General features: G+C 65.4%; 23 protein-coding genes. 10 read left to right on the plus strand and 13 right to left on the minus strand.

All coding sequences use genetic code 11. The features are described from left to right. Positions 1-62 precede the first annotated feature (62 nt). The 3 genes from kdgR to AB3X95_RS03815 all read left to right on the plus strand — a co-directional run bounded on the left by kdgR (position 63) and on the right by AB3X95_RS03815 (position 2323). Positions 63-962 carry a DNA-binding transcriptional regulator KdgR gene (kdgR, locus tag AB3X95_RS03805; protein ID WP_368620712.1) on the plus strand — a complete coding sequence of 300 codons (900 nt, stop codon included), beginning with the start codon at positions 63-65 and terminating at the stop codon, positions 960-962. Positions 963-1612: 650 nt separating this feature from the next. Continuing rightward, positions 1613-1999 (plus strand): hypothetical protein, encoded by a 387-nt coding sequence (locus AB3X95_RS03810; protein WP_176126000.1) that lies wholly within the window; start codon positions 1613-1615, stop codon positions 1997-1999. Between the two features lie 75 nt (positions 2000-2074). Beyond that, the gene (locus AB3X95_RS03815) at positions 2075-2323 is read left to right on the plus strand and encodes a hypothetical protein (protein WP_026228520.1); all 249 of its coding nucleotides are present in this window, start codon (positions 2075-2077) and stop codon (positions 2321-2323) included. Between the two features lie 46 nt (positions 2324-2369). Here AB3X95_RS03815 and AB3X95_RS03820 read toward each other — a convergent pair whose 3' ends face one another. Beyond that, entirely contained in the window at positions 2370-3752 is a 1383-nt protein-coding gene (locus AB3X95_RS03820) for an MFS transporter (RefSeq protein WP_368620713.1), read from the minus strand. A gap of 353 nt (positions 3753-4105) precedes the next feature. Here AB3X95_RS03820 and AB3X95_RS03825 point away from each other — a divergent pair, with 353 nt between their 5' ends. Then, the gene (locus AB3X95_RS03825) at positions 4106-4996 is read left to right on the plus strand and encodes a helix-turn-helix domain-containing protein (protein ID WP_368620714.1); all 891 of its coding nucleotides are present in this window, start codon (positions 4106-4108) and stop codon (positions 4994-4996) included. A 35-nt stretch (positions 4997-5031) separates the two neighbouring features. Here the strand turns inward: AB3X95_RS03825 and AB3X95_RS03830 are convergent, their stop codons facing one another. From AB3X95_RS03830 to AB3X95_RS03850, 5 genes are all read right to left on the minus strand, one after another. Continuing rightward, positions 5032-6222: a 4-hydroxybenzoate 3-monooxygenase gene (locus tag AB3X95_RS03830; protein ID WP_176126003.1), complete on the minus strand. Its 1191-nt coding sequence runs from the start codon at positions 6220-6222 to the stop codon at positions 5032-5034. Between the two features lie 254 nt (positions 6223-6476). Then, entirely contained in the window at positions 6477-8048 is a 1572-nt protein-coding gene (gene ilvA, locus AB3X95_RS03835) for a threonine ammonia-lyase, biosynthetic (protein ID WP_368620715.1), read from the minus strand. A 363-nt stretch (positions 8049-8411) separates the two neighbouring features. Continuing rightward, a complete protein-coding gene (locus tag AB3X95_RS03840; RefSeq protein ID WP_176370041.1) occupies positions 8412-9677 on the minus strand; it encodes a virulence factor family protein in 1266 nt (421 codons plus the stop codon). After that, positions 9674-12265, minus strand: coding sequence for a bifunctional lysylphosphatidylglycerol flippase/synthetase MprF (mprF, locus tag AB3X95_RS03845; RefSeq protein WP_368620716.1), 2592 nt, complete (start codon positions 12263-12265; stop codon positions 9674-9676). The genes AB3X95_RS03840 and mprF overlap by 4 nt, the downstream gene beginning before the upstream one ends. A gap of 365 nt (positions 12266-12630) precedes the next feature. Next, the gene (locus AB3X95_RS03850; protein WP_013089588.1) at positions 12631-12774 is read right to left on the minus strand and encodes a hypothetical protein; all 144 of its coding nucleotides are present in this window, start codon (positions 12772-12774) and stop codon (positions 12631-12633) included. Between the two features lie 230 nt (positions 12775-13004). On the opposite strand from AB3X95_RS03850, the gene AB3X95_RS03855 reads away from it, so the two are divergent. Then, entirely contained in the window at positions 13005-14408 is a 1404-nt protein-coding gene (locus AB3X95_RS03855) for an MFS transporter (protein WP_368620717.1), read from the plus strand. Positions 14409-14471: 63 nt separating this feature from the next. Here the strand turns inward: AB3X95_RS03855 and AB3X95_RS03860 are convergent, their stop codons facing one another. The 5 genes from AB3X95_RS03860 to AB3X95_RS03880 form a co-directional block, all read right to left on the minus strand. Next, positions 14472-14966, minus strand: a complete 495-nt coding sequence (locus AB3X95_RS03860; RefSeq protein WP_176108388.1) for a DUF421 domain-containing protein — start codon at positions 14964-14966, stop codon at positions 14472-14474. 89 nt (positions 14967-15055) lie between these two features. After that, positions 15056-15721, minus strand: coding sequence for a glycosyltransferase family 2 protein (locus AB3X95_RS03865; protein WP_368620718.1), 666 nt, complete (start codon positions 15719-15721; stop codon positions 15056-15058). Beyond that, on the minus strand, positions 15718-16323 hold the full coding sequence (locus AB3X95_RS03870; protein WP_176126245.1) for an SAM-dependent methyltransferase: 606 nt from the start codon (positions 16321-16323) through the stop codon (positions 15718-15720). Before AB3X95_RS03870 ends, AB3X95_RS03865 begins: the two co-directional genes overlap by 4 nt. A 33-nt stretch (positions 16324-16356) precedes the next feature. Next, positions 16357-17511 carry an acyl-CoA dehydrogenase family protein gene (locus tag AB3X95_RS03875; RefSeq protein ID WP_176126244.1) on the minus strand — a complete coding sequence of 385 codons (1155 nt, stop codon included), beginning with the start codon at positions 17509-17511 and terminating at the stop codon, positions 16357-16359. 120 nt (positions 17512-17631) lie between these two features. Then, the gene (locus AB3X95_RS03880) at positions 17632-19608 is read right to left on the minus strand and encodes a PAS domain S-box protein (protein ID WP_368620720.1); all 1977 of its coding nucleotides are present in this window, start codon (positions 19606-19608) and stop codon (positions 17632-17634) included. A 281-nt stretch (positions 19609-19889) separates the two neighbouring features. Between AB3X95_RS03880 and AB3X95_RS03885 the strand changes: the two genes are divergently transcribed. Next, on the plus strand, positions 19890-20123 hold the full coding sequence (locus AB3X95_RS03885; RefSeq protein ID WP_176126252.1) for a hypothetical protein: 234 nt from the start codon (positions 19890-19892) through the stop codon (positions 20121-20123). Between the two features lie 48 nt (positions 20124-20171). Here the strand turns inward: AB3X95_RS03885 and AB3X95_RS03890 are convergent, their stop codons facing one another. Next, positions 20172-21230, minus strand: coding sequence for an NAD(P)/FAD-dependent oxidoreductase (locus AB3X95_RS03890; RefSeq protein WP_368620721.1), 1059 nt, complete (start codon positions 21228-21230; stop codon positions 20172-20174). Positions 21231-21472: 242 nt separating this feature from the next. Between AB3X95_RS03890 and AB3X95_RS03895 the strand changes: the two genes are divergently transcribed. Then, positions 21473-21910 carry a carboxymuconolactone decarboxylase family protein gene (locus tag AB3X95_RS03895; protein WP_176126241.1) on the plus strand — a complete coding sequence of 146 codons (438 nt, stop codon included), beginning with the start codon at positions 21473-21475 and terminating at the stop codon, positions 21908-21910. Between the two features lie 53 nt (positions 21911-21963). Here the strand turns inward: AB3X95_RS03895 and AB3X95_RS03900 are convergent, their stop codons facing one another. Then, on the minus strand, positions 21964-22824 hold the full coding sequence (locus AB3X95_RS03900) for a LysR family transcriptional regulator (protein WP_368620722.1): 861 nt from the start codon (positions 22822-22824) through the stop codon (positions 21964-21966). Positions 22825-22909: 85 nt separating this feature from the next. On the opposite strand from AB3X95_RS03900, the gene AB3X95_RS03905 reads away from it, so the two are divergent. The 3 genes from AB3X95_RS03905 to AB3X95_RS03915 all read left to right on the plus strand — a co-directional run bounded on the left by AB3X95_RS03905 (position 22910) and on the right by AB3X95_RS03915 (position 25703). Next, on the plus strand, positions 22910-24373 hold the full coding sequence (locus tag AB3X95_RS03905) for a DHA2 family efflux MFS transporter permease subunit (protein WP_303246728.1): 1464 nt from the start codon (positions 22910-22912) through the stop codon (positions 24371-24373). 94 nt (positions 24374-24467) lie between these two features. Beyond that, positions 24468-25397: a LysR family transcriptional regulator gene (locus AB3X95_RS03910; protein WP_368620723.1), complete on the plus strand. Its 930-nt coding sequence runs from the start codon at positions 24468-24470 to the stop codon at positions 25395-25397. 78 nt (positions 25398-25475) lie between these two features. Continuing rightward, a complete protein-coding gene (locus AB3X95_RS03915) occupies positions 25476-25703 on the plus strand; it encodes a hypothetical protein (RefSeq protein ID WP_176369381.1) in 228 nt (75 codons plus the stop codon). Positions 25704-25778: the final 75 nt, after the last annotated feature.

A 25778-nucleotide genomic window follows, 5' to 3' on the forward strand; every position in this document is an offset into this window, starting at 1 on the left:
GCTCTCGCGCCGGGTGAGCATCGGCTCGATGCGACAGCGGCGCGGCTTGGCACAGACAGGGAATGATCGACATGGCGGCAACGGGAACAGACAGGAACACGGCGAGGAACACGGCGAGAAGCACTGCGCGCGACAAAGCGCTCGATAAGGCGCTGGATGCGGACAGCGTTGAGCGAGGCGAATCGGCGTCGTCGATCGGGCGCGTGTTCGCGATTCTCGGCGCGATCGGCGACACCGGGCAGATCGGCATCAGCGAGTTGTCGCAACGGCTCGGCATGTCGAAGACGACCGTGCATCGCGTGATTCAAACGCTGAAGGCGCTCGGCTACGTGACTCAGGAAGTCGAAACCGAGCGCTATCGGCTGACGATCCGCCTGTTCGAGCTCGGCGCGAAAGCGCTCGAAAGCGTCGATCTGGTGCGCGAGGCCGACGTCGACATGCGCCGCATCGGCCAGATGACGCGCGAAGCGGTACACCTCGGCGCATTCGACGAGGACGCGATCATCTACATCCACAAGATCGATGCCGACTACGGGCTGCGCATGCAGTCGCGAATCGGCCGGCGCAATCCGCTGCATAGCACGGCGATCGGCAAGGTGCTGCTCGCATGGATGGACCCGGCCGATGCGCGTGACGTGCTCTCGCACATCGAATTCCGCAAGTCGACGCAGAAAACCTTGACCTGCGCCGAAGCGGTGCTGAGCATCCTGCCGCACGTACGCGAGCAGGGCTACGGCGAGGACAACGAGGAGCAGGAAGAAGGCCTGCAATGTATCGCGGTGCCGGTGTTCGACCGCTTCGGCCGCGTGATCGCCGGTCTGTCGATTTCGTTTCCGACGATGCGCTGCGGCGCCGACACGAAGCAGCATTACGTCGCGCTGCTCAAAGAAGCCGGTCTCGCGATTTCGGCGCGGCTCGGCTATCGCGAGGCGACCGCCCAGGAGCCCGCGGCCGCGCAGTAAGACAGCCAGATGACGCTACAGGTGTGGCGTCATTTCATCGTGCTCGCACGAACGCATGGCGAGCCCGATGACCAGTCTGCAACCGAATGTATCTGCGTGGCATAGATAAGGCGAAATTCCATTCGCTTCTTTTTTCACCAATCGATGCGCCGAACCTTCGCTCCGCATCCATGCATCGCCGGCGCTTGAACGCGGTTTTTTTCATAGCCTCTTCAAGGGTTTGCCCGCACGCCTGACTATCGCCCGGCATTTCGACATCTCACCCCCGGTGCTTTCCCTCTCCGTTCATCGCACTCGCGTGAACGTATCGATGTGACCTCCAATCGACACGTCCTGTTACACACAAACACATCGGTAATCGCGCCGCTCAGTAGAGTTCGGTTCAAACGAAAGCGGTTTAGATGAAACGCTTCGCACGACAGGCACTCGCATCACAGATTTCAGGGAGCAACATCATGAAAAAAATCTTCGCATTGGTCATTCTCGCCGCCACGCTCGGCGGCGCGTTGAGCGGCTGCATCGTCGTCCCTGGCGGCGATCATCCGCATCACGACCACTACTACGAACGCTATTGATCGGGCCATCACGCGCAGTAGGTGCGCGTCCGGCTCGCCACTCCATCACAGACATCCACACAACAGAGAACAATCATGAGTCTTTCACGCAACCGCTGGATATCGTTGAGCGTCGTCGCGGGTCTCGCGATCGGCGCATCGACGGCCGCTTTCGCGCACGTCGATGTCGGCGTGAATATCGGTGTGCCGGGCATCGCGGTCGCGCCCGCCGTGGTCGAGGCTCCGCCGCCCCCGCCGGTCTATGTGCAGCCCGCGCCAGTGTATGCGCCTCCGCCGCCGCCCGCGGTCGTGATCGCGCCGGGCTGGTACGGCGATCGTTACTACGATGGTCGTCGCTATTGGGAGCGTCGCGAGTGGGAACGTCACCACGACGAATGGCGCGATGCACGCGGCCCGCATCGCGACTGGCACGACAACGGCTGGCACGACAACGGCTGGCACGGTCACGGGCATGACCATTGATGGAAGCCAGGTGGCGCTAGTCGCGCCACCATGCCGCGCTTGCATTCGCGCCACCCCTTTGACAGGAGCGACGACGTGCTACGCAATGATCCGAGACGAGTAAGCGCGCAGGTCGACGGTGCGCACATCTGCGCCGAATACAGCGAGCTGACCGGCCAGCTGTGCCTGCGCCAGGACGGCACGCTGGTGCGCGAATGGTTTCCACCGCATTCGTGGATAGCGATCGCGTCGGTGGCCGGCGCGCGCCACTGGGGCACGCGGCCGACCGACGACGAATTGCTCGCGCTGCTGCACAACGAAATGGCGTTGCTGCGCGCGACCTGAGCGGTCGCGCATTGTTCGAGCGTAGCGGCACGCCCGACGCCGGACTTCACTCGATCGCTATCGCGCCGACGTTGTCCTCGACCGATGCGTGATCGAGCGGCTCGCGCCGCATCATCAGCACCACCCCGCCCGCCGCGATCACGGCCGGCACCGCGAGCAGGCTAAACACCGCGCCGAACTGCCAGCCGAGCCCCATCAACGCCGCGCCGACGAACGCGCCCGCCACGCCGCCGACCCGGCCGATTCCCAGCATCCACGCCACGCCCGTCGCGCGCGCCCGGGTCGGGTAGAAACTCGCCGCGAGCGCCGACATCGACGTCACCGCGCTGGTCGCGACCGTGCCGGTCAGGAAGATCAGCGTGCCGAGCCAGACCTGATGGCCGACGCCCCGCCCGACCAGCAGCACGAGCGCACCGACGAGCACATAGGTGAACGCGATCACGCGATGGCCGGCGAAGCGATCCATCACCCAGCCGACGCACAGATTGCCGAGGATGCCGCCGAGCGGAAACAGCGACGTCATCAACGCGGCCTTTTCGCCGGAGAAGCCGGTGTCCTTGAACAGCGTCGGCAGCCAGTTGGTCAGCAGGTAGTAAATCAGCAGCCCCATGAAATAGGCGAGCCACAGCATCAGCGTGCCGAAACGGTAGCGCGCCGACAGGATGATCGCGAGCGTCCACTGCGAGCGCGAGTCGGCGTTATTGCGGCGCACGTCGACCGCGAAGAAGCGGCATCCGTCGAAGCGGTCGTGAGGCGCGATGCGTTGCAGGATTCGCGCGATCCGTTGATCGGCCCGCTTGCGCACCGCGAGGAATTGCGCCGATTCCGGCAGCAGCAGAATCAGCAGCACGCTCAGCACGAGCGGGCCGATGCCGCCCGCGACCAGCACGCTCGGCCAGCCGAGATTCGGAATCAGCCATGCGGACGCGAAGCCACCGAGCGCGAGCCCGCCCGAAAAACCGCAGAACATCGCATTGACCGCGACCGCGCGAATCCGCGCGGGTGCGTACTCGGACATCAGCGTGACCGCGTTGGGCATCGCCGCGCCGAGACCGAGGCCGGTGAAAAAGCGCAGCACGGTCAACGATTCGATCGACGTCGCGCGGGCCGCCGCGAGACTCCACAGCCCGAAGAAGAACACCGACAGCACCAGCACCGTCTTGCGTCCGATGCGGTCCGCGAACGGGCCGGCCGCGAGCGCGCCGATGCCGAGACCGACCAGCGCCGCGCTCATCACCGGGCCGAGCGCGCTGCGCGCGATGTCCCACTGCTGCACGAGCGACGGCGCGATAAAGCCGACCGCGGCGGTGTCGAAACCATCGGCCGCGACGACCAGAAAACACAGCACCAGAATCGTCCACTGAAACGGCGAGAAACGCTGTCCGTCGATGAAGGCCTGCACATCTACACTGCGTTCGGAGCGGCTCATGTGCGTGCTCCTTTCTGCTTGGTCATTGCTATGTCTCCTTGAGATGAAGAGATATTTTCTTGTTGTTCGAATTGCCTCGTCGCCTGCCGCGCCGCAGGCGTGCGAGCTGCCATCGACGCTCGGGACCGCGCCAGTGATATGGCTGGCCACGTCCGACATGAGAGAGCCGTTCGCGTTGGCGATTGCTTCGGGATGCGCGAGGCGTTGCATCGGCGTGCGCTTCTCTGGATCATGCCGCGCGGACGGCATTCGGCCGCGTCTTCGATGGAAAAAAGTATAGCCACGCGCTTCGGGACGAAATTGGACAAAGGCAGCGCATCGCAGGACAATTCGAACATAGGAGACCAAACTGCATGAGAAATATCCCTAACTACGATCTGTACGGAGAGTCCGCGCGGCCGCCGTGGTACGACGCGTTCAATTTCGAATGGATCGTCGAGCGCAGTCGGCCGAACGACTGGCATATCTCCGCGCACCGGCACGATGCGTTGCTGCAGATTCTCTATATCCGCACCGGTTCGGGCTACGTGCTGATCGAGAGCGAAAAGCTCACGATCAAAGCGCCATGCCTGATCCTGCTTCCGGCGCAAACGGTGCATGGTTTCGTGTTTTCGCCGGAGATCGACGGGCTCGTGATTACCGCCGCACAGCGCGCGTTGGAGACGATTTCGAAAGCGGTGTCGCCGGGCCTCATGCCGGTGCTGCAACGGCCCGCGCTGATTCCCGTGCGGCCCGCCATCGGCGAGCGCACGTTGATGCCGTTGTTCGGTTTGCTGGAGCAGGAATTTCGGGGCAGCGCGCGCGGCCATATCGCCGCGGGCATGTCGCTGATGATTGCACTTTTTGTGCAGGTCGCGCGTCTGACCGATGCCGCGTCAAGCGCGGGTGCGACCGTCAATGACCGGCGCGCCGCGCAGATCAAACGGCTACGCGAACTGATCGCCGCGCATGTGCGCGAGCATCTGCCAATCGATTTTTACGCGGGAAAGTTGGGGGTGACCGCGGCGCAACTGGGCCGCATCTGTCGTGAGGAGCTTGGCCATTCGCCGCTGTCGCTCGTCAACGACCAGTTGATACGCGAGGCGCAACGCGATCTGGTGTACTCGGGTTCGAGTATCAAACAGATCGCGCATGCGCTCGGTTTCGAAGACGCGGCCTATTTCAGCCGCTATTTCCGCAAGCAGACCGGTGTCACGCCCAAGGAGTTTCAGGCGGCCGCGCATCGGGATCTGTCGATCAATTAGCGATCCCGATGATCGCGCGGTGCTTGCAGTGGCATTTACAGATTCGCCTGCATCTGCGCGCCGGCGGCGCCTACGTAGTTCTCCGCCAGTACCGTCGCGGCCGTGCGCGACGTCGTCACGTACTCGAGCTCGGCAACCTGCAACTGCTGCTCGAACGCCGAAGCGCCTTCGATACGGTGCAGCATGCTGGTCATCCAGTACGAGAAGTGCTCGGCGCGCCAGATGCGCTTGAGCGCGGTTTCGCTATAACGGTCGAGCAGATCGGTGCGGTTTTCCTTGTAGAACGCGTCGAGCGCGCGGCTGAGCACGTTCACGTCGGCGACCGCGAGGTTCAGGCCCTTCGCGCCGGTCGGCGGCACGATATGCGCGGCGTCGCCAGCGAGGAACAGGCGGCCGTACTGCATCGTCGTCGACACGAAGCTGCGCATACCGACGATATTCTTCTGGAAGATCTTGCCGTCGATGAGCTTATGGCCCTCGTCCGAATCGGCGCGCGCATGCAGTTCCGCCCAGATGCGATCGTCGGACCAATTGTCGACCGAGTCCTTCGGATCGCACTGGAAATACATGCGCTGCACGTTCGGCGAGCGCGTGCTGATCAGCGCGAAGCCGCGCTCGTGGCGTGCGTAGATCAGTTCGTCCGACGACGGCGGCCCTTCGCACAGAATGCCGAACCAGCCAAACGGATAGACGCGCTCGAAATCCTTGCGCAGCGCCTGCGGAATAGCCTGGCGCGACACGCCTTGCGAGCCGTCGCAGCCGATCACGAAGTCGCATTGCAGTTCGTGCTCCGCGCCTTCATGGCGATAGCGGATCGACGGCTTATCGGTATCGATGCCGTGCACCGACGTATCTGACACGCCGAAACGCAGTTCGGCGCCCGCGGCGACACGCGCCGCGACGAGATCCTTGATCACTTCGTGCTGGGCATAAACCGTGATCGCCTGACCGGTGAGATCGGTCAGATCAATGCGGCGGCGCTTGCCGTCGAACGCGAGTTCGAAACCGTGATGCAGCGCGCCTTCGGCTTTCATGCGTTCGCCGACGCCGGTTTGCGTCAGCAGGTCCATCGTGCCCTGCTCGAGCACGCCGGCGCGGATCGTCGATTCGATCTGATCGCGGGTGCGCGTTTCGAGCACGACCGAGTCGATACCGCGCAGATGAAGCAGATGGGAAAGAAACAGGCCGGCAGGCCCTGCACCGATGATGCCAACTTGGGTGCGCATAGATGTCTCCTGAATGCGGTGATGAAATTTGCGCACAGTGTGACGATCGTGACACCTATCCCGCAATGCGATATGGCGGATAGGCCGTATCGCGCTAGGCGATAGAAGGTGTAAGAGAGGCGCCGGTGTAGCGTCGCTGTATCGGCCAAAAACGCAAGACTGGCGGGCCGTTCCGGCGATTTGGACGACACCCGGCTCGTTCTGCCGGCGTGACGTCCACTCAGGTAAACCCCGATCCGCTAAACGAGCTTCGACTAGCCGAGAAACAGCCGGTAGACCGGGTTTTTCGTTTCTTCCCAGCACGGATAGCCGAGCGTTTCGATGAAGCGCTCGAACGCCGCGTGGTCGCTTTCGGGCACCTGAATGCCGACCAGAATCGAACTGTAGTCCGCGCCCTGGTTGCGATAGTGGAACAGGCTGATGTTCCAGTTCGGCGCCATCGACGACAGGAATTTCATCAGCGCGCCCGGACGCTCGGGAAACTCGAAGCGGAACAGTCGCTCGTCGCGCGCGAGCGGCGAGCGACCGCCGACCATGTAGCGGATGTGCTGCTTCGACAGTTCGTCAAAGGTCAGATCGACGGTCGCGAAGCCGTGCGCTTCGAAGGCGCCGGCGATCTGCGCCGGTTCGCTGCGGTTGCGGATCTGCACGCCGACGAAGATATGCGCTGAGTTCGCGTCGGCGATCCGGTAGTTGAATTCGGTGACGCTGCGCGTGCCGACCAGTTCGCAGAAGCGCCTGAAGCTGCCGCGCTCTTCGGGGATCGTCACCGCGAAAACCGCCTCGCGGGCTTCACCCACTTCGGCGCGTTCGGCGACGAAGCGCATGCGGTCGAAGTTCATGTTCGCGCCCGACGTGATCGCGATCAGCGTCTGGTTCTCGATGCCTTCCCGTTCGGCGTACTGCTTCGCGCCCGCCACCGCGAGCGAGCCCGCCGGTTCGAGCACGCTGCGCGTGTCCTGGAACACGTCCTTGATCGCCGCGCACAGCGCATCGGTGTTCACGAGCAGCACTTCGTCGAGATATTCGCTGCACAGGCGGAAGGTTTCCTCGCCGACGAGCTTCACCGCGGTGCCGTCCGAGAACAGGCCCACTTCGTTCAGCGTCACGCGCTCGCCCGCCTTCAGCGACGCGGCCATCGCGCACGAATCATCGGTCTGCACGCCGATCACCTTGATCTCCGGGCGCACCGATTTCACGTATGCGGCGACACCGGCCGCGAGACCGCCGCCGCCGATCGGCACGAAGATCGCGTGAATCGGCCCCTGGTGCTGGCTGAGGATTTCCATCGCCACCGTGCCCTGGCCGGCGATCACGTACGGATCATCGAACGGATGCACGAAGGTCAGGCCGCGCTCCTCCTGCAGCTTGACCGCGTGACCGTAGGCATCGCTATACGATTCGCCGAACTGCACGACCTCGACGGTCGGCCCGCCATGCGTGCGGATCGCGTCGACCTTGACCTGCGGGGTCGTCACCGGCACGACGATGATCGCCTTCACGCCCATGCGTGCGGCCGACAACGCAACGCCCTGCGCATGATTGCCGGCCGACGCGGTGATCACGCCGCGACTGAGCGCTTCGGCCGGAATATGCGCCATCTTGTTGTACGCGCCGCGCAGCTTGAACGAGAACACCGGCTGGTTGTCCTCGCGCTTCAGATAGACCGGATTGCGCAGCCGCGCCGACAGGTTCGGCGCGCGTTCGAGTTCGGTCTCGCGTGCCACGTCGTAGACGCGCGCGGTCAGGGTCTTTTTCAGGTAGTCATGAGACGGCGCGACGCGCCCGGCCGCTGCGGCGGCCTGTTCGAGTTCGGTTAATAGCACGGCAAGCTCCTGGGTGGCAACGTTCGATGCAACAACGAATCAACCGCGATCGACATCGATCGATGGCAATCGCAGCATGTTCGCCAGGAGGCAGGTAGAGAATGAACCTGAAAGCGGACATAAAAAAACCCGCCTCGTTTGGCGGGTTATGTGTCACTGCAAGTCGACGCGCGCTAACCCACCATTCGATGAATGATGCTAATAATCAGCGCAATACGGATGTCGAGGCAGTTCATGCCGGCGATCTTCGTCGACTTGGCAGGCTTTGTCAATCTCCGCGGACCACGGTTCCGGCCAGAACGGAGCAGCAAAAAAACGGGGCGCGCCGTCAAGCGCGCCCCGCTGATACAGCCAACGCCGCAGTCAATCGCGCACGCCGCTCTGCTTCTTGAATGCCGCGAGAATGCGTCGCTCCAGCGCGTTGTAATCGCCGCCGAAGTGATGATCGCCGGAGGTGCGGATGACTTCTACACCGCTCTTGTCGAGCGCCGGACACAGCGTGTCGGTCTCGCTCTCGCCATAAAAGCATTGAACGATCGACGGCGGCACATGCGTCAACTCGGGCCGCACGTTCAGCGCCTTGTCGCTCGCGGGCATGCCGAGCCAGCCGCCGACGCGGATCTGGAAGTCGGCGTCGGGCGCGAAGCCGAGCAGCGACATCAGCGACACCTTATCGCGCTGCGCCTGCGGCAGACGGTTATACGCGAACGGCATCACATCGGCGCCGAACGAGTAGCCGATCAGCGCAACGTGCTGCGCGTGCCAGCGCTCGCCATAGGTTTGCATCACGCGCGCAAGATCGCGGCTCGTTTGCGCGGGCGGCTTCTCGCTCCAGAAATAGCGCAGGCTGTCCCAGCCGACCACCGACACGCCATCTTTCTGCAACGCCTGCGCGATCGTCTTATCGAGATCGCGCCAGCCGCCATCGCCGGAAATCACGATCGCCATCAGGCCGTTCGGATGCGCGGCCGGCAACTCGATCAGCGGCAGGTCGGAGACGTCGTCGGCACTCGTCGAGACCGGCTGCAGATGCGGCGTCAGCAAAGCGACCAGACGCGCGCGATCGGCGTTGCCCGTGCTCGCCTTTTCGACGAAGCCCGGCACCTTGTCGCGGATCACGGTCGGGTCGGGCGGACACGGTTCGAAGCGCGCGTCGAGCGTGCGGTCGGCGTCGACCGACACCGCGCCCGCGATCGTATTGGACGGCGCCTGCTCGAGCACATGCATCGCCAGCGTTGCGCCCTGCCCCGTACCCGCGACGATCGGCGCGAAGTAGCGGCTCGACTGCGATTGTCGTTCGAGCTGATGGCTAAGCGCCTCGGCATCGCCCACCAGTTGATGGCAGGTTTCCTTTTTCGCGGCAAGGTTGGCCTCGTAGCGCGCGGTATCGACGCCGACCGTCATTGCGCCCGCTTTCGCGAGCGCATCGGCGCTCTGCTGATCGGCCGCGCTCCAGCCGCTCGCCTGCGAATACAGTACGACGAAGCCGCGCAGCGGCCCCTCGGGCTGCGTGACGCGCACGTCGCCATAGCGGCCGCCCGGTACGGTGGTGGTGGCCGCGTGCGCGAGCGCGCCGCAACTCAGAACGCTCGCCGCGACGGCGAGCCGGAACAACGGATGCAATGTCATGAACGCCGGCCTCCTGCCAGCAGCGACAGGTCCGCGAGCGTGAAGAACACGCCCGAACCGGATGCCGCGAGATAACGCGGCTCCCAGCGCGGCTGAAACTTGCTCTTGAAAGCACGCAGTCCGCGGAAGTTATAGAAGCGGCCGCCGAAGCGCCACACGATGCCGGCCAGCCGATGCCAGCGCGACGCGAGGGGAGTCGGCTGCACGCCGGAGAGCGGCGCAATGCCTAGACTGAGCGAGCGGAAGCCCGCCTGCTTCAGATGCAGCGCGAGTTGCGTGAACAGATATTCCATCGCGTACGGCGACGCGCTTTCGACGTGACGCATCACGCCGACGGTCGCCTCGGTATTCATATCGGTCGTCATGAAGGTGACGAACGCGACCGGTTCGCCGTTCTGGCGCACCAGCATCACCGACTGCGCGGCGAGGTATTCGTCGTGGAAAGCGGCGACCGAGAAACTCTTCTCGCGCGCATCGTGGCTGCCGAGCCAGCCATCGGAAATGCCGCGCAGCGTTTCGAGCGACGCCGGCACACGCGCCTGATCGATCACTTCGACGCTAAAGCCGTCGCGCTCGCCGCGCTTCAACGCATAGCGCAGATGCGCGCGGTGCGAGCCCTTCAGATCGAAGTCGTCGAGCACGACGTGGGCTTCCTCGCCGAGCTTCATCAGCGTGAGGCCGGCGTCGAGATACAGCGGGAGCGCATTCGCGCGCACCTGGTAGAACGCGGCGCGACCGCCGTGCGCATGCGCGAGCGCGACGAACTTTTTGATGAGACCCGCCCACTCTTCGCGCGGCCCCACCGGATCGTGCAACGCGGCCCACGTGCGGCCGTATTTCGCGTACATCAGGAACGCCTCGCGCGATTCCGAAAACAGGAAGCTCTTGTCGCCCATCAGCGCGAGACCGGCATCGCTGCGTTCCTGCGCGCGCACGATGCGCGCGGCGTCGAGCAGATCTTCGGGCGCCGGCTTCACGAAGCGGCCCGGCGCCGGACGCAGCAATTGCCAGAACGAGAAGGTCGCGGCGAACACGCTCGCGGCGAGCGTCGCGCGCAGCGCGCGCGGCGCGCGCTCGTCGAACGCGAATTGCCACCACAGGTCGCGCGTGTACGGCACGTCACGGAAAGCGAACAGCATGACCCACGTCGCGAACATCAGCACCATCGCGATCGACACGAGCCAGCCGGCCGTGAAACGCTCGGCGAACAGCGACGAATGACGGTTGAAACGCTTGCGCGTCGCGAGCAGCAGCACGATCAGCATGCCGAGCACACCAGCTTCGACGAATGCGAGACCCTTGGTCAGCGACAGCGCAAGGCTCAGCAATGCGAGCGCGAGCGTCATCCACCATGCCGCATCGAGCCGCCGCAGCAGCCCACGCGCGACGAACAACAGCAGCACGCCGAGCACGCTGCACAGCATCGCCGAGCTTTCGAGCACCCACAGCGGTACCACGTCGCGCAGCACATGAATGCGCTGCCAGAACGCCGGCGTCGCGCTCGAGATGACCAGCATGCCGCCGACCACGAACGTAACGAGGCTCAGAAACAGCGGCGCGAGTTCCGACACGCGCTGCGCCTGCAGCATCGACAGACGGTTCTTCAGCGCGCGCCCCTCGAAGCCCGCGAGCAGCGCCGCGGAGACGATCAGCGGCACGCCGAAATAGATCGCGCGATACGCGATCAGCGCGGCGACCATCTGATGCATCGGCACGCTGCCGCTCAGCGTGAACACCATCGCCGCCTCGAACACGCCGACCCCGCCAGGCGTATGGCCGATCAGGCCGAGCAGCATCGCGGCCGCGTAGACGGTGATGAAGCCGATGAAGCTCACGTTCGCATGCGGCAGCAACGCCCACAGCGCGAGACCTGCGGCGACCACGTCGAGCACCGCCAGCGCGACCTGCGCGAGCAGATCACGGCGCGCGGGAATATCGAACGAGAGCCACTGCCAGCGCGTGCGAATCGGCCGCGTTTCGCGGCGGCACGCGGCGGCGGCGAGCGTCAGCGCGATCAGCAGCGCAGCGCCGCTCCAGCGCAGCGCGACCGGCGACAGATGCAGCATCGGCGCGAGCTGTGCGGCCATGCCGAGCATGCCCAGCGCGGTCATCAATACCAGGGCGAGTGCGAGCGACACGCTCGTGAACACGGTCATGCGGCCGATCTGCGCGGGCGTGATGTTCGCGACGCCGTACACGCGCGCGCGCACCGCTCCGCCCGTCAGCGCGCCGAAACCGGTCGCATTGCCGAGCGCCGAGCCGGCCGTCGCGCCGACCCACAGCGCCGCGCGCGGCACGCTCGCGCCGAGATAGCGCAGGCCGACCGCGTCGCGCCCGACCAGCGCGACGTAGCTAAGCGCGGTCGCGCCGAGCGCGCCGATCCACTCGCGCGGCGACAGCTCGCGCAGTTCGCGCATCACCGAACGGTAATTCACCGCCTCCGACAGATGCTGCAGCACGACCAGCAGCAGCCCGCAAATAACGAGCGCGAGCACGGGCGACAGAAGTCCCCGGCTGCCAAGCACTTTCGCTGCACGGCCGGGCAGCGCGCGCAGGCGCTCGAAGCTGTGTTGAAGTCGGTGGAACATGGTCAATGCGGGCCTTGCGAGAGCGGTCGCGGCGACGGGTGCGTCACGCGCGGTATCGCCTGTGGCGGCGATTACAAAGTGATAACGGCAAAACGTGCAAAAGGTTGACAGCAATAGCAATTTTGCTGTCGATTCACCTACGCGTTGCGCGTCAAAAGCGCGCGAGCGATATCGGGAAGGGAAACGGCGATGGCGGGCCAGAACTGGCCCGATGGGAGGGCTACTCTTTGGGGACGGACGTCAACGGCGCGGATGACGGGCTGAACGGGCCCTGGCTGGCGGGGCCAGAAAGCACAATGCCCGCTACACGAGCGGGCATCGACACGGTTGGCGGGTCTTGCGCGGCCCGCACGCGCAATACGCGCTTATTGCGGGCGACGATACGCTTCGGCGATCACCGCGCAGTTCTGCAGATGCAGGTTCAGCGCATGCAGCGCCAGCGCACGCAGCTTGCCGAAGAACGTGGTGGCGGCGGGGGTGGAACGGACGACAGTCGATGCAGTGTTCATGGCGGCTCCTGACTAAGGGTTTGTACCTAAGCAATAACCCGATTATAGCCATCTCGTGCCGCAGCGCAACAAAAATCGATATTTATTGGCGGTGTCGCACCGCCGGCGTCGCGTGTCGGATACAGAAACTGTAAAGGGTCGGCATCGGCCCAGCAGGTATTAACAATCCGCACCGTACAGGTGCAATAATGCCCCCTTTGCCTGCGACGCTTTGCCGCAGCCTCGCCCCCATGACCGTCGCCAAGACTCAGAAAGCTCTGATTGCGCCCCTTATCGTCGCGTGCGCGATGTTCATGGAAAGCGTCGACGCCAACGTGATCGTCACCGCGCTGCCGGCCATGGCGCGCGATTTCGCCCGCGACCCGGTCACGCTGAAAATCGCGGTCACGAGCTACGTGCTCGGGCTCGGCGTGTTCATCCCGGTCTGCGGCTGGCTCGCCGACAAGTTCGGCGCCCGCACGGTGTTCCGCACGGCGATCGGCATCTTCGTCACGGGCTCGCTGTTGTGCGCGGCGTCGAACTCGCTTGCCACTTTCACCGTTGCGCGTTTCATTCAGGGCGTCGGCGGCGCGATGATGGTGCCGGTCGGGCGGATCATCATCTTTCGCGTGGTGGAAAAAGCCGACTTCATCCGCGCGATGAATTATCTGAGCGTGCCCGCGATGCTCGGCCCCGCTGCCGGTCCGCTGCTCGGCGGCTTCATCACCACGTATCTGCACTGGCGTCTGATCTTCTTCATCAACGTGCCGATCGGCATTCTCGGCATTTATCTGACCAATCGCTATATCGCCAATACGCGCGAACCGGACCCCGGCCCGCTCGACTGGATCGGCTTCCTGCTGTCGGCGGCGGGCGCGGTGCTGCTGCTGCTCGGTTTGTCGCTGGTCGGCGGCGAACTGATTTCGAATACCGACGCGTTCGGCATGTGCGCGCTCGGCGCGATGCTGCTCGCGATCTACGTCGTGTACGCGCAGCGCGTCGCGCTGCCGCTGCTCGACCTCCGCTTTTTCAAGGTGCCGACTTTCCAGGCGAGCGTGCTCGGCGGCTCGCTGTTTCGCATCGGTCTCGGCGCGCTGCCGTTCCTGCTGCCGCTGCTGCTGCAGGAAGGCCACGGCATGAGCGCGTTCCAATCGGGGCTGATCACCTGCGCGTCGGCATTCGGCGGCATGTTCATGCGCACGATCGCCTCCACCGTGCTGCGCCGCTTCGGCTTTCGCCAGGTGCTCGTGTTCAACGCGGCCCTATCGGGCATGTCGATCGCCGCGTGCGGACTCTTTTTCCCGCACACGCCGACGTGGATCATCTGGGTCGTCGTGCTGCTCGGCGGCTTCTTCCCTGCATTGCAATTCACCAGCCTCAATTCGCTCACCTACGCGGAGATTGCGAGCCGCGACATCGGCCGCGCGACGAGTCTCGGCAGCGTCGTGCAGCAGATGTCGCTCGGTCTCGGCGTGACGGTCGGCGGGATCGTGCTGCAGATTTCGCGCGCGCTGCATGGACATCCGAGCATCACGTGGTCGGATTTCTGGCCCGCGTTTCTGGTGGTCGGGCTGTGCTCGTTCGCGTCGATTCCGGTCACGCTGCGCTTGCCGCGCGGCGCGGGCTCGGAGATTTCGCGAGGCGGGCGCGGCTGAGCCGCGCGTCGAGCCCTTACAGCCCGCCCGCACAAACGCCCCGCCCTTCCCGCGTTCAGGCGCTCACTCGCGCTTGCGTATCACGCTCACCTCGCCATTGCGTTCGAGGATCGCGGCGGCCACGTTGTCCATCGAGCGCGAGCCGGTTTTCTGCCGCACGCTTTCCTCGATGTCGGTGCGCGTAATGAGCGCCGCGTGCATTTCGTTCGCGTGGAACTTGCCGTCGCTGAACACCTCGCGCTCGACGCCGCACACCAACAGCTCGAAGCGGCGCGAACGTATGAACGCCCACGCGAGCACCCGGTGACATACGACGATCACCAGCGACGCGACCACGGTCGCGATGAACGGCGACGCCCCGACAATCGCGCGGCTCAGCATCGCGCCGAGCAGAATCACGACGACCAGATCGAACGGCGTGCGCTGACCGAACGAGCGCCGCCCCGATACGCGAATCAGCACGATCGCGATCACGAACACGACGATCGAGCGCAGCCCCATCTGCAACGGATCGAGCTCCCTGCCCTGGCCGAATAGAACGAAAAACGCGTCCATCATGTTCGTCCTCCCCGCGGCGTATTGCCGTGCCATTGCTCCGGTATCCGGATGGTTGCGAGCGAGACCAGCTCGCGGCGCAGCGCCGTCGCTCAGGCCAGCGCGCGATCCGTCGCCCATGCGATGAGCGTATCGCCGAAACCGCCGCGCGCGCGGGCCGCGGTACGCGCGCTCGTGGTCACGCGCGGCGCGGCGCTCCACGCGATGCGCGCGCCCGTCGCGATCAGGCGATCGACGAGCGCGACGTCCTCGCTGCACTTGAGCGGCGGAAAGCCGCCCGCGCGCCGATAGGCTTGCGCGGATACGCCGAGATTCGCGCCGTGCACGTGACGATGTCCGTCGGCATCGATATAGGTCTTGCGAAAATATTCGCGCACGCTGTGCGGATGCGCGCTCCAGTCGTCGACGGCGATCGAGCCGCACACCGCATCGGCGCCGAGCGCCAATTGCGCAGCGAGCCAATCCGGCGACACGCGGCTGTCGGCATCGGTAAACGCGAGCCAGCGCGCGCCGAGCGCGAGCAGCAGCGACGCGCCCAGCGCCCGTGCGATCCCGACGTTGCGCGCCTTCAGCGTCAGCGTCTGCACGCCGTAAGCGCGAGCGATCGCTCCGCTGAAATCGCTGCACGCGTCGAGCGCGACGACGATCCGCACCTCTTCGCCGGCGAGCGCTTCATGTCGCGACGCTTCGAGCAAGGCCGCGAGGCACCCCGCGATCAACGCCTCTTCGTTATGCGCCGGGACGATCACGCCGATCATAGAAGCCCCTCTCGCTGCGCGACCGAACGTGCGTCGCGCGACCACACGTCGATCAGCAAGTCGGCTTCGTCGTGATGCGCGAGACGTGCGAGGCCGCAGCGCGCATCGAATAGCGCGTGCGCGCGGTCGGCCGATTCGCGCGCTTCGGCGAACGGCCGGCGCCAATGGCAGGCGAGCAGCGTGCCATCGGTCGTCAGCGAACCAGCGATGCGCGCGGCCAGCGTTTCGAGCTCGGCCGCGTCGAGGTAGTACGCAAACTCGCTGATCACGATCAGATCGAACGGCTCGTGCTCCGTCGGCCATTCGCACGGCACGCTGCGCTGTTGGATCCGCACGTTCGATGCGCCCGCGACGCGTTCGCGCGCGAGCTCGACGGCGCGCGGGTGCAGATCGGCAGCGAGCAGCGCGTCACAGCGCGCCGCGAGCCCGGCCGTCAACTCGCCGTTCGCGCAGCCCGGTTCGAAGCCGTTGCGATAGCGCGGCCGCGGCAGCAGCGCGAGCGTCAGCGAACGCTTGCGGCGTTCGTACCAGCCTTCGCGCAAACGCCACGGATCGTCGCTGCGTCGGTAAAGATCATCGAAGTACGGCATCGGCGAGCTCATCGCAGCGATCCTCCGAAGGCTGGGGAGTAAAGGTCATAGCGTCCACGACGTGAGTGTTTGCGACGACGCGTGATCCGATGCCGGCACTGCGGTCGTGTCAGCGCACGCAACGAGCCGTTCGCCAAGCGCGGCGAGATCGCATTCCGCGTGGCTTTGCCGCAGAAACACTGGCAGGTCGGCGAGCGCTCGGGCGAAGCGCGCGTCGCGGCACAACGGACCCGCGCCGAGCGCGCGCGTCGCATGATCGATGACGGCGCTCGCGGCCTGCTCGACGGCCAGACGCGCGCGCAACACGCGCGTCTGCGCATCATCCGAAGGTCGCGCGTCGATCCACGCGGCGGTTTCACGCAACACCGCGGCGGCCGACCGCAACGCGACATCGGTCGCGCCGAGATGAGCCAGCCGATGCGCATCCGCGCGCCGGGCGCACGCGTCGCGCAGCGTGCGGCCGATCTGCGCGGCCGCGCCGTACCAGCACGCGGCGATACCGGCGCCCCCATGCCAGAAGCCCGCGCGCCGCAGATATTCATGCGGCGCGCCGACGAGCGTCGCCACGGTCTCGTTGAACGTCACATCGGCGCTCGCGGTCGCCCTCATGCCGACGGCCTGCCACTTCGATGTGTCGATCGAGATCGAGCTCTGGTCCAGCGCGACGGCCGCGAGCACCGGCTCGTCTTCGCGCCATGCGGTCACGAGCGCATGGGTGAGCGCCTGCGCGCCGGAGCACCAGGCTTTGGTGCCGGACAAGTGCACCTGAGCGCCCTCGCCGGAAACGTTCTGGATTCCTTGATTGATCGCGCGCACTCGCGCGTCCGGCGCTTCGGCGGCCCACACGCCCCAGCGGCTTGCCGGCGGCGGCAGCGGACCGTTCAGCTCGGCGAGAATCGCGAGCGCATCGGTATGGCCTTCGAACAGTTTGACGAGACCGAGGTCGCACGCGGCAACGGCGGCCAGCGCGCGCCAGCGCACCAGCGTCTCGCCATGCCCTGGCAACGGCAAGCTCGGCGCGCGATCGTAGCCGCGCTCGATAAGATCAGCGAGCAGTGCTCCGAGAGCAGCGGGATCGTTCGCATCGAAGCGCGCGTCGCGCAGGAAATCGTCGAGCGGCGGTGCGCGGCCGCCGTGTTGATTCGAGATCTGCCGTGACTGGGCCTTGAAGCTGGCCGCGTGGTCGCGCGTGTCGAGCATCGTGCCTCCCTGCACCGTTTCGATCCGCGGCCCGCCGAGCGGCGGCGGACCGGAACGTATGCAGAGTCGGAGCAAACATCATGCCCCGGCTGACGATGCGGCCGCGCAGCGAAAAAGCGCCTACGTCCCCCCGCTTCCGCTCAGTCGACCATCGGCCTTCGTGAGCAATGCGTCGAGGACCGTCATCTCGACCGGCTTCACCAGGTGCGCATGGAAACCCGCTTTGCGCGTGCGATCGAGATCGCTCGCATGACCGAAGCCCGTCATCGCCGCGTACATCGTGCGAGCCATCTCGGGCCGCGCGCGCAACGCCGCGAGCGTCGCATAGCCGTCCATCTTCGGCATCGCCAGATCGATCAGCGCGAGATGCGGCGAGAAGCGCGGCGCGATCTGCAGCGCCTGCTCGCCCTCGTAGGCGATACGCACCTCATGGCCCTTCAGTTCGAGCAGCATCGCGAGGCTGTCGGCCGAATCGCGATTGTCGTCGATGAGCAGAATCCGCAGCGGCTGCACGTGGGGCGCGGCACTGATCGCGCCGCTCTCCGCGGTGTCGGACTGCGCGGAGAGCGGCAGACTCAGCGTGAACGTGCTGCCGAGCCCCGGTCCTTCGCTGCTCGCGACGATGCTGCCACCATGCATTTCGACGAGCGACTTGCACAGCGTCAGGCCGATCCCAAGACCGCCTTCGCCGAAACTTTGCCCTTCCTTCTCCTGCGCGAACAGCTCGAAGATCTTGTCGAGCGAGCGCACCGGAATACCGCAGCCGGCGTCGCGCACTTCGAGCACCGCCATGCGAAAGTCGACCCGTCCACGCAACTCGATCACACTGCCGTGCGGGGAAAATTTCGACGCGTTGTGCAGCAGGTTTTGCAGCACCTGCACGAGCCGCGTCATGTCGCCGCGAATGCTCACGGGGGCGTCGGTGACCTGGGCGACCACGCGCTGCTCGCGCGAGTCGGTGAAAGGCCGCGCCGCTTCGATCGCACGCGTGACGAGTTCGGTGAGGTCGACGCGCGCAATCCGCAGTTCGACCTTGTCGGACATGATGCGGCCGATATCGAGCAGATCGTCGACGAGTCGCGTCAGGTGCGTGACCTGGCGATCGATCAGATCGCGCGCACGCGCGACCACCGGGCTTAGATTGGCTTCCATCTGCATCGTGCCGACCGCGTTGCGCACCGGCGCGAGCGGATTGCGCAGTTCGTGCGCGAGCGTCGCGAGAAATTCGCGCATGCGCTCACCGGAGCGCTCGAGCTCCTCGCGCCGGCGCCGCTCGGTCAGATCCCGCGTGACCTTGGCAAAGCCGCGCAAGCGTCGGGATTCGTCATAGACGGCCGTGATGATCACATTGGCCCAGAACGTCGAGCCGTCCTTGCGCACGCGCCAGCCTTCGTCTTCGACGGTGCCGATCTGCCGCGCGATCGCGAGCTCGCGCGCGGGCTTGCCGGCCGCCGCCTCCTCGGGCACATAGAACTGCGAGAAGTGCCGGCCGACGATTTCATCGTGCGTATAGCCTTTGATGCGCGCGGCGCCCGAGTTCCAACTGATGACGAAGCCTTGCGGATCGAGCATGAAGATCGCGTAGTCCTTCACGCTATCGACGAGCAGGCGGAAGCGCTCCTCGCTCTGGTGCAGCGCTTCGAGATATTCGCGCTGCGCGGTCAGATCGCGCGTGATCTTCGCGAAGCCGGTGACCTCGCCCTGCCTGTTGCGTATCGCGGTGATCACGACGTTCGACCAGAACGTCGTGCCGTCCTTGCGCACGCGCCAGTCCTCGTTCTCGAAGCGGCCGGTGTGCGCCGCCTGCTCCAGCTCGTAGCCTGGGCAGCCGCGCGAGACGGCTTCCTCGGTATAGAAGCGCGAAAAATGCTGGCCGACGATCTCGTTTTCCGTGTAGCCCTTCAGCTTCTGCGCGCCGGCATTCCAGCTCACGACGTGGCCTTTCGCGTCGAGCAGAAAGATCGCATAGTCCGAGATCGCCTGCACGAGCGACCAATAATCGACGCCGACGAGCGCCGACGGCGCGGCCTGGGCCTCGGCCTGCACTCGAGCGGGCTCGCCGTGGACGCGGAGAGTGGAAGCATCAAGCTGGGTCATGGCGGACACGTAATTGGAATTGTTGTGTTCAGCAAATCTCGCGCCTGGCCGGCGCCGAAGCCTTCGCGCAAACGGTTGCGCGGCCCACGCATGGGCCGGGATACCTCGCGAAGAGCGCTCGGGCGCCGGCTCATAAGGCGCAAAGCTTATACCGGCGGGCCCCGCGATTGCTAGCCGGTCATCACTGAAAGCATCGCCGCCCGGCGGTTTCGGCTTTCGGTTTCACCCTTCGATAGCAAAAACAGGAGTGTCAATTGAAAAAGGTATTCACGACTTTCGCCATGAACTTCGCGGCACCGTGCGCCCTCGCCGCGGCATTGAGCTTCGCCTCCACCGTCGCGCAGGCGGAAGGCTGCGCCAAAGGCGCGGTCGTGGGCGGGGTGACCGGCCACGTTGCCGGACATCATGGGACGGCGGGTGCGGCCGCGGGCTGCGCGATCGGCCACCATGAGGCGAAGAAAAAAGAGAAGGCCGCGAGCGCCGCGGCCGCCGCGAGTCAGCCCGCTGGAAAATGATGCCAATGGCCGGTCCGGCTCGACATCGCTGCGCTTGCGCGCACGCCGTCAAGCGGCCGCGCCGATCTTTTCCGCGAGCTTCGTGTCGTAGCTCGAATGGACATGCACGCGCTTCTTGTCGGGATACGCGTATGCATACGCCTTGCGCAGCGCGAGCGACGCCTCGTGAAAGCCTGACAGGATCAGCTTCTGCTTGTTCGGATAGTTCGCGATGTCGCCGACGGCGAAGATGCCCGGCCGCGAGCTTTCGTAGTTCGAGGTATCGACATCGATACGCCCGCCGTGAATCTTCAGTCCCCACTGCGCGATCGGGCCGAGATCCGCGACGAGTCCATACAGCGCGATCAGGTGTTCGGCTTCGAGCTGGGTCTCGCCATGGATCTGCCGCAGCGTCAGCGAACGCAGCGCGCCGTCTTCTACCTCGAGCGCCGCGATCGCGCCGATGACGAAGTCCATCTCACCCGCCTCGACCGCGCGCCGCATCAGCTCGACGCTCGAATCGGCCGCGCTGAAGCCGGCGCGCCGATGCACGAGGGTCACCCGCCGCGCGACCTTGCGCAACGCCAGCGCCCAGTCGAGCGCCGAATCGCCGCCGCCCGCGACGACCACGTTCTTGTCGGCGAAATCGGCGAGGCGCGCCACGCTGTAGTGCACGTGGCGCTTTTCCAGCGGCACGGCCTCGGGGAGCCCGAGCTTTTGCGGGACGAACGCGCCATTGCCGGCGGCGAGCAGGATCGCCGCGACGTCGAACACGAGGCCGCGCTGGGTGCGCACGGTCCAGCGGCCGTCGTCGCGTTGCTCGACCGTATCGACGCGCTGTTCGAGATGAATCGGCACATCGAACGGCTTGCATTGCGCGACCAGTCGCTCGACCAGTTCGCGCGAAGTGCACGACGGAATCGCGGGAATATCGTAGATCGGCTTGTCGGGATACAGCTCGATGCACTGGCCCCCGACCCTTCCGAGTATGTCGACGATCTGGCAGCTGAGACCGATCACACCGGCCTCGAATGCCGCGAACAGACCCACGGGACCAGCGCCGACGATCAGGACATCGGTGCGGATCGGCGAGGTGGACACAGAGGACGGGTCGGCGGCAACGGTCATGAGGCAGGTCTCCGGATCACGGTGAAAGGCGCAAAGCAAGCGTCGATGACTCACCTTACCGAATCGGCCCCCACGCGGCAACGATGCCATCGTCGGCGGTAAGGATGCTATGCGGGTCCGCTCAATGCACGAAAGTGGCTACCTGAAAATATCTGGAATCGGCCATTTTGGTGATCCAGATGACGGACTAAGCTAACACCTGTCCGATCCATCGCAGCGTCCCATCCGCCCAGGAGCCCATCATGGAACAACGTCTCGACTTCTACAAAGCCAACCCCGCCGCGATCAAAGCGCTGCTCGGCGTCGAAGAGCGCATCGGCAAGTCGGCGCTCGAAAAATCGCTGACCGAACTGGTGCGGCTGCGCGCGTCGCAGATCAACGGCTGCGCGTATTGCGTCGACATGCATACGAGCGACGCGCGCAAGGGCGGCGAAACCGAGCGGCGTCTCGCGACCGTCGTCGTGTGGCGCGAAACGCCGTTCTTTACGGACCGCGAACGCGCGGCGCTCGAGTGGACCGAAGCGGTGACGCTGGTGTCGCACGATCACGTGCCCGACGCGGTATGGCAGGCGGTGCGCCCGCACTTCAGCGACGAAGAGCTGGTCGACCTGACACTGCTCATCTCGGCGATCAATGCCTGGAACCGCTTCGCGATTTCGTTCCGGAAGATGCCGGCCTGAGCGGTAAATGAGTGGCGGCATAAGCGGCGGCATGAGGTGATGCACTGCCCGCCTCACTCGCCGATCCAGGACCCGCGCAGATCGCTGTCATGCAGCAACTGCAGCAGCGTGCCCGCCGGGCGGCTCAAGCGCTTCGCCGCCAGCGCAATGAATTCCACCGACGGCAACGTCGGCAACCCGGCCGCATTCAACGGCGGCGCGAGCCCGCGTGCGGCCAGATACTGCGGCCGCACGGTGATGCCGAGTCCGCCGCGCGCAGCCGCGATACAGCCGGAATGACTGCTGCTCGTGCAGACGATCTGCCAACTCGCGCCGGCTTCGGCGAGCGCATCGAGCACGACCGCGCGCGTCACGCTCGGCTCGGCGACCAGAATCAGCGGCAACGGCTGGCTCAGATCGACAAGCGTGCCGGTCCGCGCGAGCCATTCCAGCCGCCCGGTGAAAAGCGGCACGCCGCGCCGGTCGCCGAGCCGGCGCTTGCCGACCAGCAGATCGATCGCACCCGCGTCGAGCAGCTCGTAAAGCCTGCCGGTCATGCCGATCGTGATTTCGAGCTCGACGTCGGGATGCGCATTGGGAAACGCCGCCAGCACGGTGGGCAGCGGGCCGAGCGCGATATCGTCCGACGAGCCGAGCCGCACGCGCCCCTTCAGACGCGGCGCGCGAAACTGCGACTCCGCGCGCGATAACGCCTGCAGGATCACGCTTGCATGCGCGAGCATCGCTTCGCCGTCGGGCGTCATCGCGAGCGAATGGGTGTCGCGCACGAACAGGCGCCGGCCCACGCTCTGTTCGAGGCGCCGGATGTGTTCGCTGACGCTCGACTGCGTCAGGTCGAGCCGCCGCCCCGCCTCAGTGAAGCTATGGCAGGCTGCGACGGTCGAGAAGGTCTTCAGCCAGATCGGATTGAGCATGCGTGATTGTCGCGCTGCTTATCGGCATTGTCGATAACAGTCAGCGAGCTTAGCGGGGTTCCCGATTGACGGGGATGTCAATAAGATGACGGAATTCCGCCTGGCCCCGCTCCGGTGGCGCTTTGCCGCCGCGCCCGCTGTCGAAACCATGACCAAGCACTCGTCTCAAACCGCCCTACTGTGGATCGTCGCCGCCGGCTTCTTCATGCAGTCGCTCGATACGACGATCGTCAACACCGCGCTGCCGTCGATCGCGAACAGCCTGCACGTCGCACCGCTCGCGATGCAACCGGTCGTCGTCGCCTACACGCTGACGATGGCGATGCTGACGCCCGCCTCCGGCTGGCTTGCCGACCGCTTCGGCACCCGCCGCGTCTATTTCGCCGCGATTCTCGTGTTCGTGCTCGGCTCGATCTGCTGCGCGAGCGCGCACACGCTCGGCGAGCTCGTGATGGCGCGGGTGCTGCAAGGCCTCGGCGGCTCGATGCTGCTGCCGATCGGACGTCTCGCGGTGCTGCGCAGCGTGTCGGGCGAGCAATATGTATCGGCGCTCGCGTTCATTTCGATCGCGGGCCAGCTCGGGCCGATCGCCGGGCCGACGCTCGGCGGCTGGTTCGTGCAGGCGATCACATGGCACTGGATCTTTCTGATCAACGTGCCGATCGGCGCGCTCGGCCTGTACGCGGTGCACCGCTTTCTGCCGTCGCATGACGAGACGCAGGCGCCGCCCTTCGATGTGATCGGCTGCGCGCTGCTGTCGCTGTGCATGATCGCGTTTTCGCTCGCGATCGACGCGCCGGTCCCGTCGCATCGCGCGGCGTGGTCGGCGGGGCTGTTTGCGTTGGCGGTCGCCAGCGCGCTCGCCTACATTCCGTACGCGAGAAACCGCCGCAATCCGCTGTTCAAGCTGTCGCTGTTCGGCGAGCCGAACTTCAGCGTCGGCCTGATCGGCAACCTCGTATGCCGGGTCGGTTCGAGCGCGGTGCCGTTCCTCGTGCCGCTCCTGCTGCAGTTGCAGCTCGGCTACTCGCCGCTGCACTCCGGGCTGATGATGCTGCCCGCGGCGCTCGCCGGCACGCTCGCGAAACGCTGGATCGCGCCGCTCGTGCGCCGGTACGGCTACGACACGTTCCTGCTGGTCAACACGATCATCGTCGGCTCGGCGATCGTCGCGTTCTCGCTGATTTCGCGCGGCACACCGCTCGTGGTCGAAATCGCGATTCTCGCGGTGTTTGGCGCGGCCAACTCGATGCAGTACGCGGCGATGAATAGCATCACGCTGAAGGACCTGTCGCACGAAGACGCGGGCATGGGCAATAGCCTGTTCTCGATGGTGCAGATGCTGGCGATCGGGCTCGGCGTGTCGATCGGCGGCGGGCTCGTCAATCTGTTCGCGGATCAATGGGGCTCGGCGGAACTCGGCTTCCGGCTAGCGTTCGTGTGCGTCGGCGTGATTACGCTGGTGTCCGCGTGGATCTTCCGTCATCTCGACGCCCCGTCCGGTACGCGCGTGATTCGCGGCCAGGCTGCGCAGAGCGCGGGGCGTTGACCCGCGACGCGTTTGCTCGCGTGTCAACGCATGAATTCGAAAGGTCTTCGCGTTAGCATGTCTGGCATCCATGGCTACCCGGCAGGTACCCCCGATGCCATTCGATGAGCGCGTGCTGAACGGCATGGGCGTGCTGACGGCGATCGTCGATTGCGGCAGTTTCGCGGCCGCGGGCGAAGCGCTCGACATGTCGCAATCGGGCGTAAGCCGCTCGGTTGCCCGGCTCGAAGCGCGCCTCGGCATTCGCCTGTTCGACCGCACCACGCGCTCGGTTACGCTGACCGACGAAGGCCGGCGTTTCTACGAGCAGATCGTGCCGCTGCTCAGCGGACTCGAGGAAGCGGCGGCCTCCGCCGCGCAGGGTACGACCGCGGTGCGCGGGCGTCTGCGCGTCAACATGGACCCGTTCTTTTCACGGCTCGTGCTCGGGCCGCGCCTTGGCAGCTTCATCGACAAACATCCGGACCTGCAACTCGAACTGATCACGCGCGATCAGTTGGGCGACATGGTCGCGGACGGCTTCGATGTCGCGATCCGCTTCGGCGAGCCGCCGGTGTCGACGCTCGTCGCCCGCAAGCTGCTCGATACGCGCATCCTGACCGTGGCGGCGCCGTCGTATCTGAAGAAACATGGCAAGCCGGCGGACCCTGCCGAGCTCGAAGACGGCCGGCATATCTGCATCAAGTTTCGCGATCCGCTCACCGGTTATCCGTTCATCTGGGAATTCCATCGGGGCCGCAAGAAGCTCGCGCTGACGCCGCAGGGGCGGCTGACCGTCAACGACGTCGGCACGCTGCATAGCGTATGCGTGGCGGGCCAGGGGATCGCGCAGATTCTCGCGCTCGGCGCGGAGTCGCTGCTCGCGAGCGGCAAGCTGGTCGAGCTCTTTGCGGATTGGGGCGACGAGGTGTATCCGCTCTATGCGCTATATCCGTCGCGGCACCATCCGCCGGCCAAAGTGCGCGCGTTTCTCGACTTCATCATCTCGCTGACCGGCGCCAAGCCGCGCCACCCGGCCGCCTGAGCGCAGAACTGCTGTTTGTCGCCCGCCGGGGTCCGCGTCTTGCTATCGGAGCCTTGTCTTCCCTCCAGGAGAGCAGCGATGAGCAAGACGACGGAAAAACCCCAAGGCGAAACCAAAAATCCGGGCGAAAACGAAACGAAAAGCGAGGCCGGCACCCGGACCGAGGATTTAGCGCATCCGCACCACGCCGTGCATAGCGACAATGCGAAGAGCAAGATGCCCGAGCGCCACGGCGAGGGCCGCAAGCAGTCCCCGGCGGACCGTCCGGGCAAAAAGCGCGGCGACGACGAACCGTCGGTCGGTTGATAAAACTCCGTACCAAGGCGGCCTGACTGCTTCATGCATTCAGGTCGCATCACTTTTGTCTTCCAGCGCCTTTCT

This window comes from Paraburkholderia sp. BR13444 (assembly GCF_040948755.1).
Classification (GTDB): domain Bacteria; phylum Pseudomonadota; class Gammaproteobacteria; order Burkholderiales; family Burkholderiaceae; genus Paraburkholderia; species Paraburkholderia youngii.

Bases quoted from the DNA above. Each gene is read 5' to 3' on its own strand.
- AB3X95_RS03900 (WP_368620722.1), bottom strand. From the start codon at position 22,824: ATGCTCAATCCGATCTGGCTGAAGACCTTCTCGACCGTCGCAGCCTGC.
- AB3X95_RS03825 (WP_368620714.1), top strand. From the start codon at position 4,106: ATGAGAAATATCCCTAACTACGATCTGTACGGAGAGTCCGCGCGGCCG.
- AB3X95_RS03890 (WP_368620721.1), bottom strand. From the start codon at position 21,230: ATGACCGTTGCCGCCGACCCGTCCTCTGTGTCCACCTCGCCGATCCGC.
- AB3X95_RS03880 (WP_368620720.1), bottom strand. From the start codon at position 19,608: ATGACCCAGCTTGATGCTTCCACTCTCCGCGTCCACGGCGAGCCCGCT.
- AB3X95_RS03840 (WP_176370041.1), bottom strand. From the start codon at position 9,677: ATGACATTGCATCCGTTGTTCCGGCTCGCCGTCGCGGCGAGCGTTCTG.
- AB3X95_RS03865 (WP_368620718.1), bottom strand. From the start codon at position 15,721: ATGATCGGCGTGATCGTCCCGGCGCATAACGAAGAGGCGTTGATCGCG.
- AB3X95_RS03855 (WP_368620717.1), top strand. From the start codon at position 13,005: ATGACCGTCGCCAAGACTCAGAAAGCTCTGATTGCGCCCCTTATCGTC.
- AB3X95_RS03910 (WP_368620723.1), top strand. From the start codon at position 24,468: ATGCCATTCGATGAGCGCGTGCTGAACGGCATGGGCGTGCTGACGGCG.
- AB3X95_RS03915 (WP_176369381.1), top strand. From the start codon at position 25,476: ATGAGCAAGACGACGGAAAAACCCCAAGGCGAAACCAAAAATCCGGGC.
- kdgR (WP_368620712.1), top strand. From the start codon at position 63: ATGATCGACATGGCGGCAACGGGAACAGACAGGAACACGGCGAGGAAC.
- AB3X95_RS03905 (WP_303246728.1), top strand. From the start codon at position 22,910: ATGACGGAATTCCGCCTGGCCCCGCTCCGGTGGCGCTTTGCCGCCGCG.
- AB3X95_RS03875 (WP_176126244.1), bottom strand. From the start codon at position 17,511: ATGCTCGACACGCGCGACCACGCGGCCAGCTTCAAGGCCCAGTCACGG.
- AB3X95_RS03885 (WP_176126252.1), top strand. From the start codon at position 19,890: ATGAACTTCGCGGCACCGTGCGCCCTCGCCGCGGCATTGAGCTTCGCC.
- AB3X95_RS03870 (WP_176126245.1), bottom strand. From the start codon at position 16,323: ATGAGCTCGCCGATGCCGTACTTCGATGATCTTTACCGACGCAGCGAC.
- AB3X95_RS03830 (WP_176126003.1), bottom strand. From the start codon at position 6,222: ATGCGCACCCAAGTTGGCATCATCGGTGCAGGGCCTGCCGGCCTGTTT.
- AB3X95_RS03820 (WP_368620713.1), bottom strand. From the start codon at position 3,752: ATGAGCCGCTCCGAACGCAGTGTAGATGTGCAGGCCTTCATCGACGGA.
- AB3X95_RS03850 (WP_013089588.1), bottom strand. From the start codon at position 12,774: ATGAACACTGCATCGACTGTCGTCCGTTCCACCCCCGCCGCCACCACG.
- AB3X95_RS03860 (WP_176108388.1), bottom strand. From the start codon at position 14,966: ATGATGGACGCGTTTTTCGTTCTATTCGGCCAGGGCAGGGAGCTCGAT.
- AB3X95_RS03810 (WP_176126000.1), top strand. From the start codon at position 1,613: ATGAGTCTTTCACGCAACCGCTGGATATCGTTGAGCGTCGTCGCGGGT.
- AB3X95_RS03895 (WP_176126241.1), top strand. From the start codon at position 21,473: ATGGAACAACGTCTCGACTTCTACAAAGCCAACCCCGCCGCGATCAAA.
- mprF (WP_368620716.1), bottom strand. From the start codon at position 12,265: ATGTTCCACCGACTTCAACACAGCTTCGAGCGCCTGCGCGCGCTGCCC.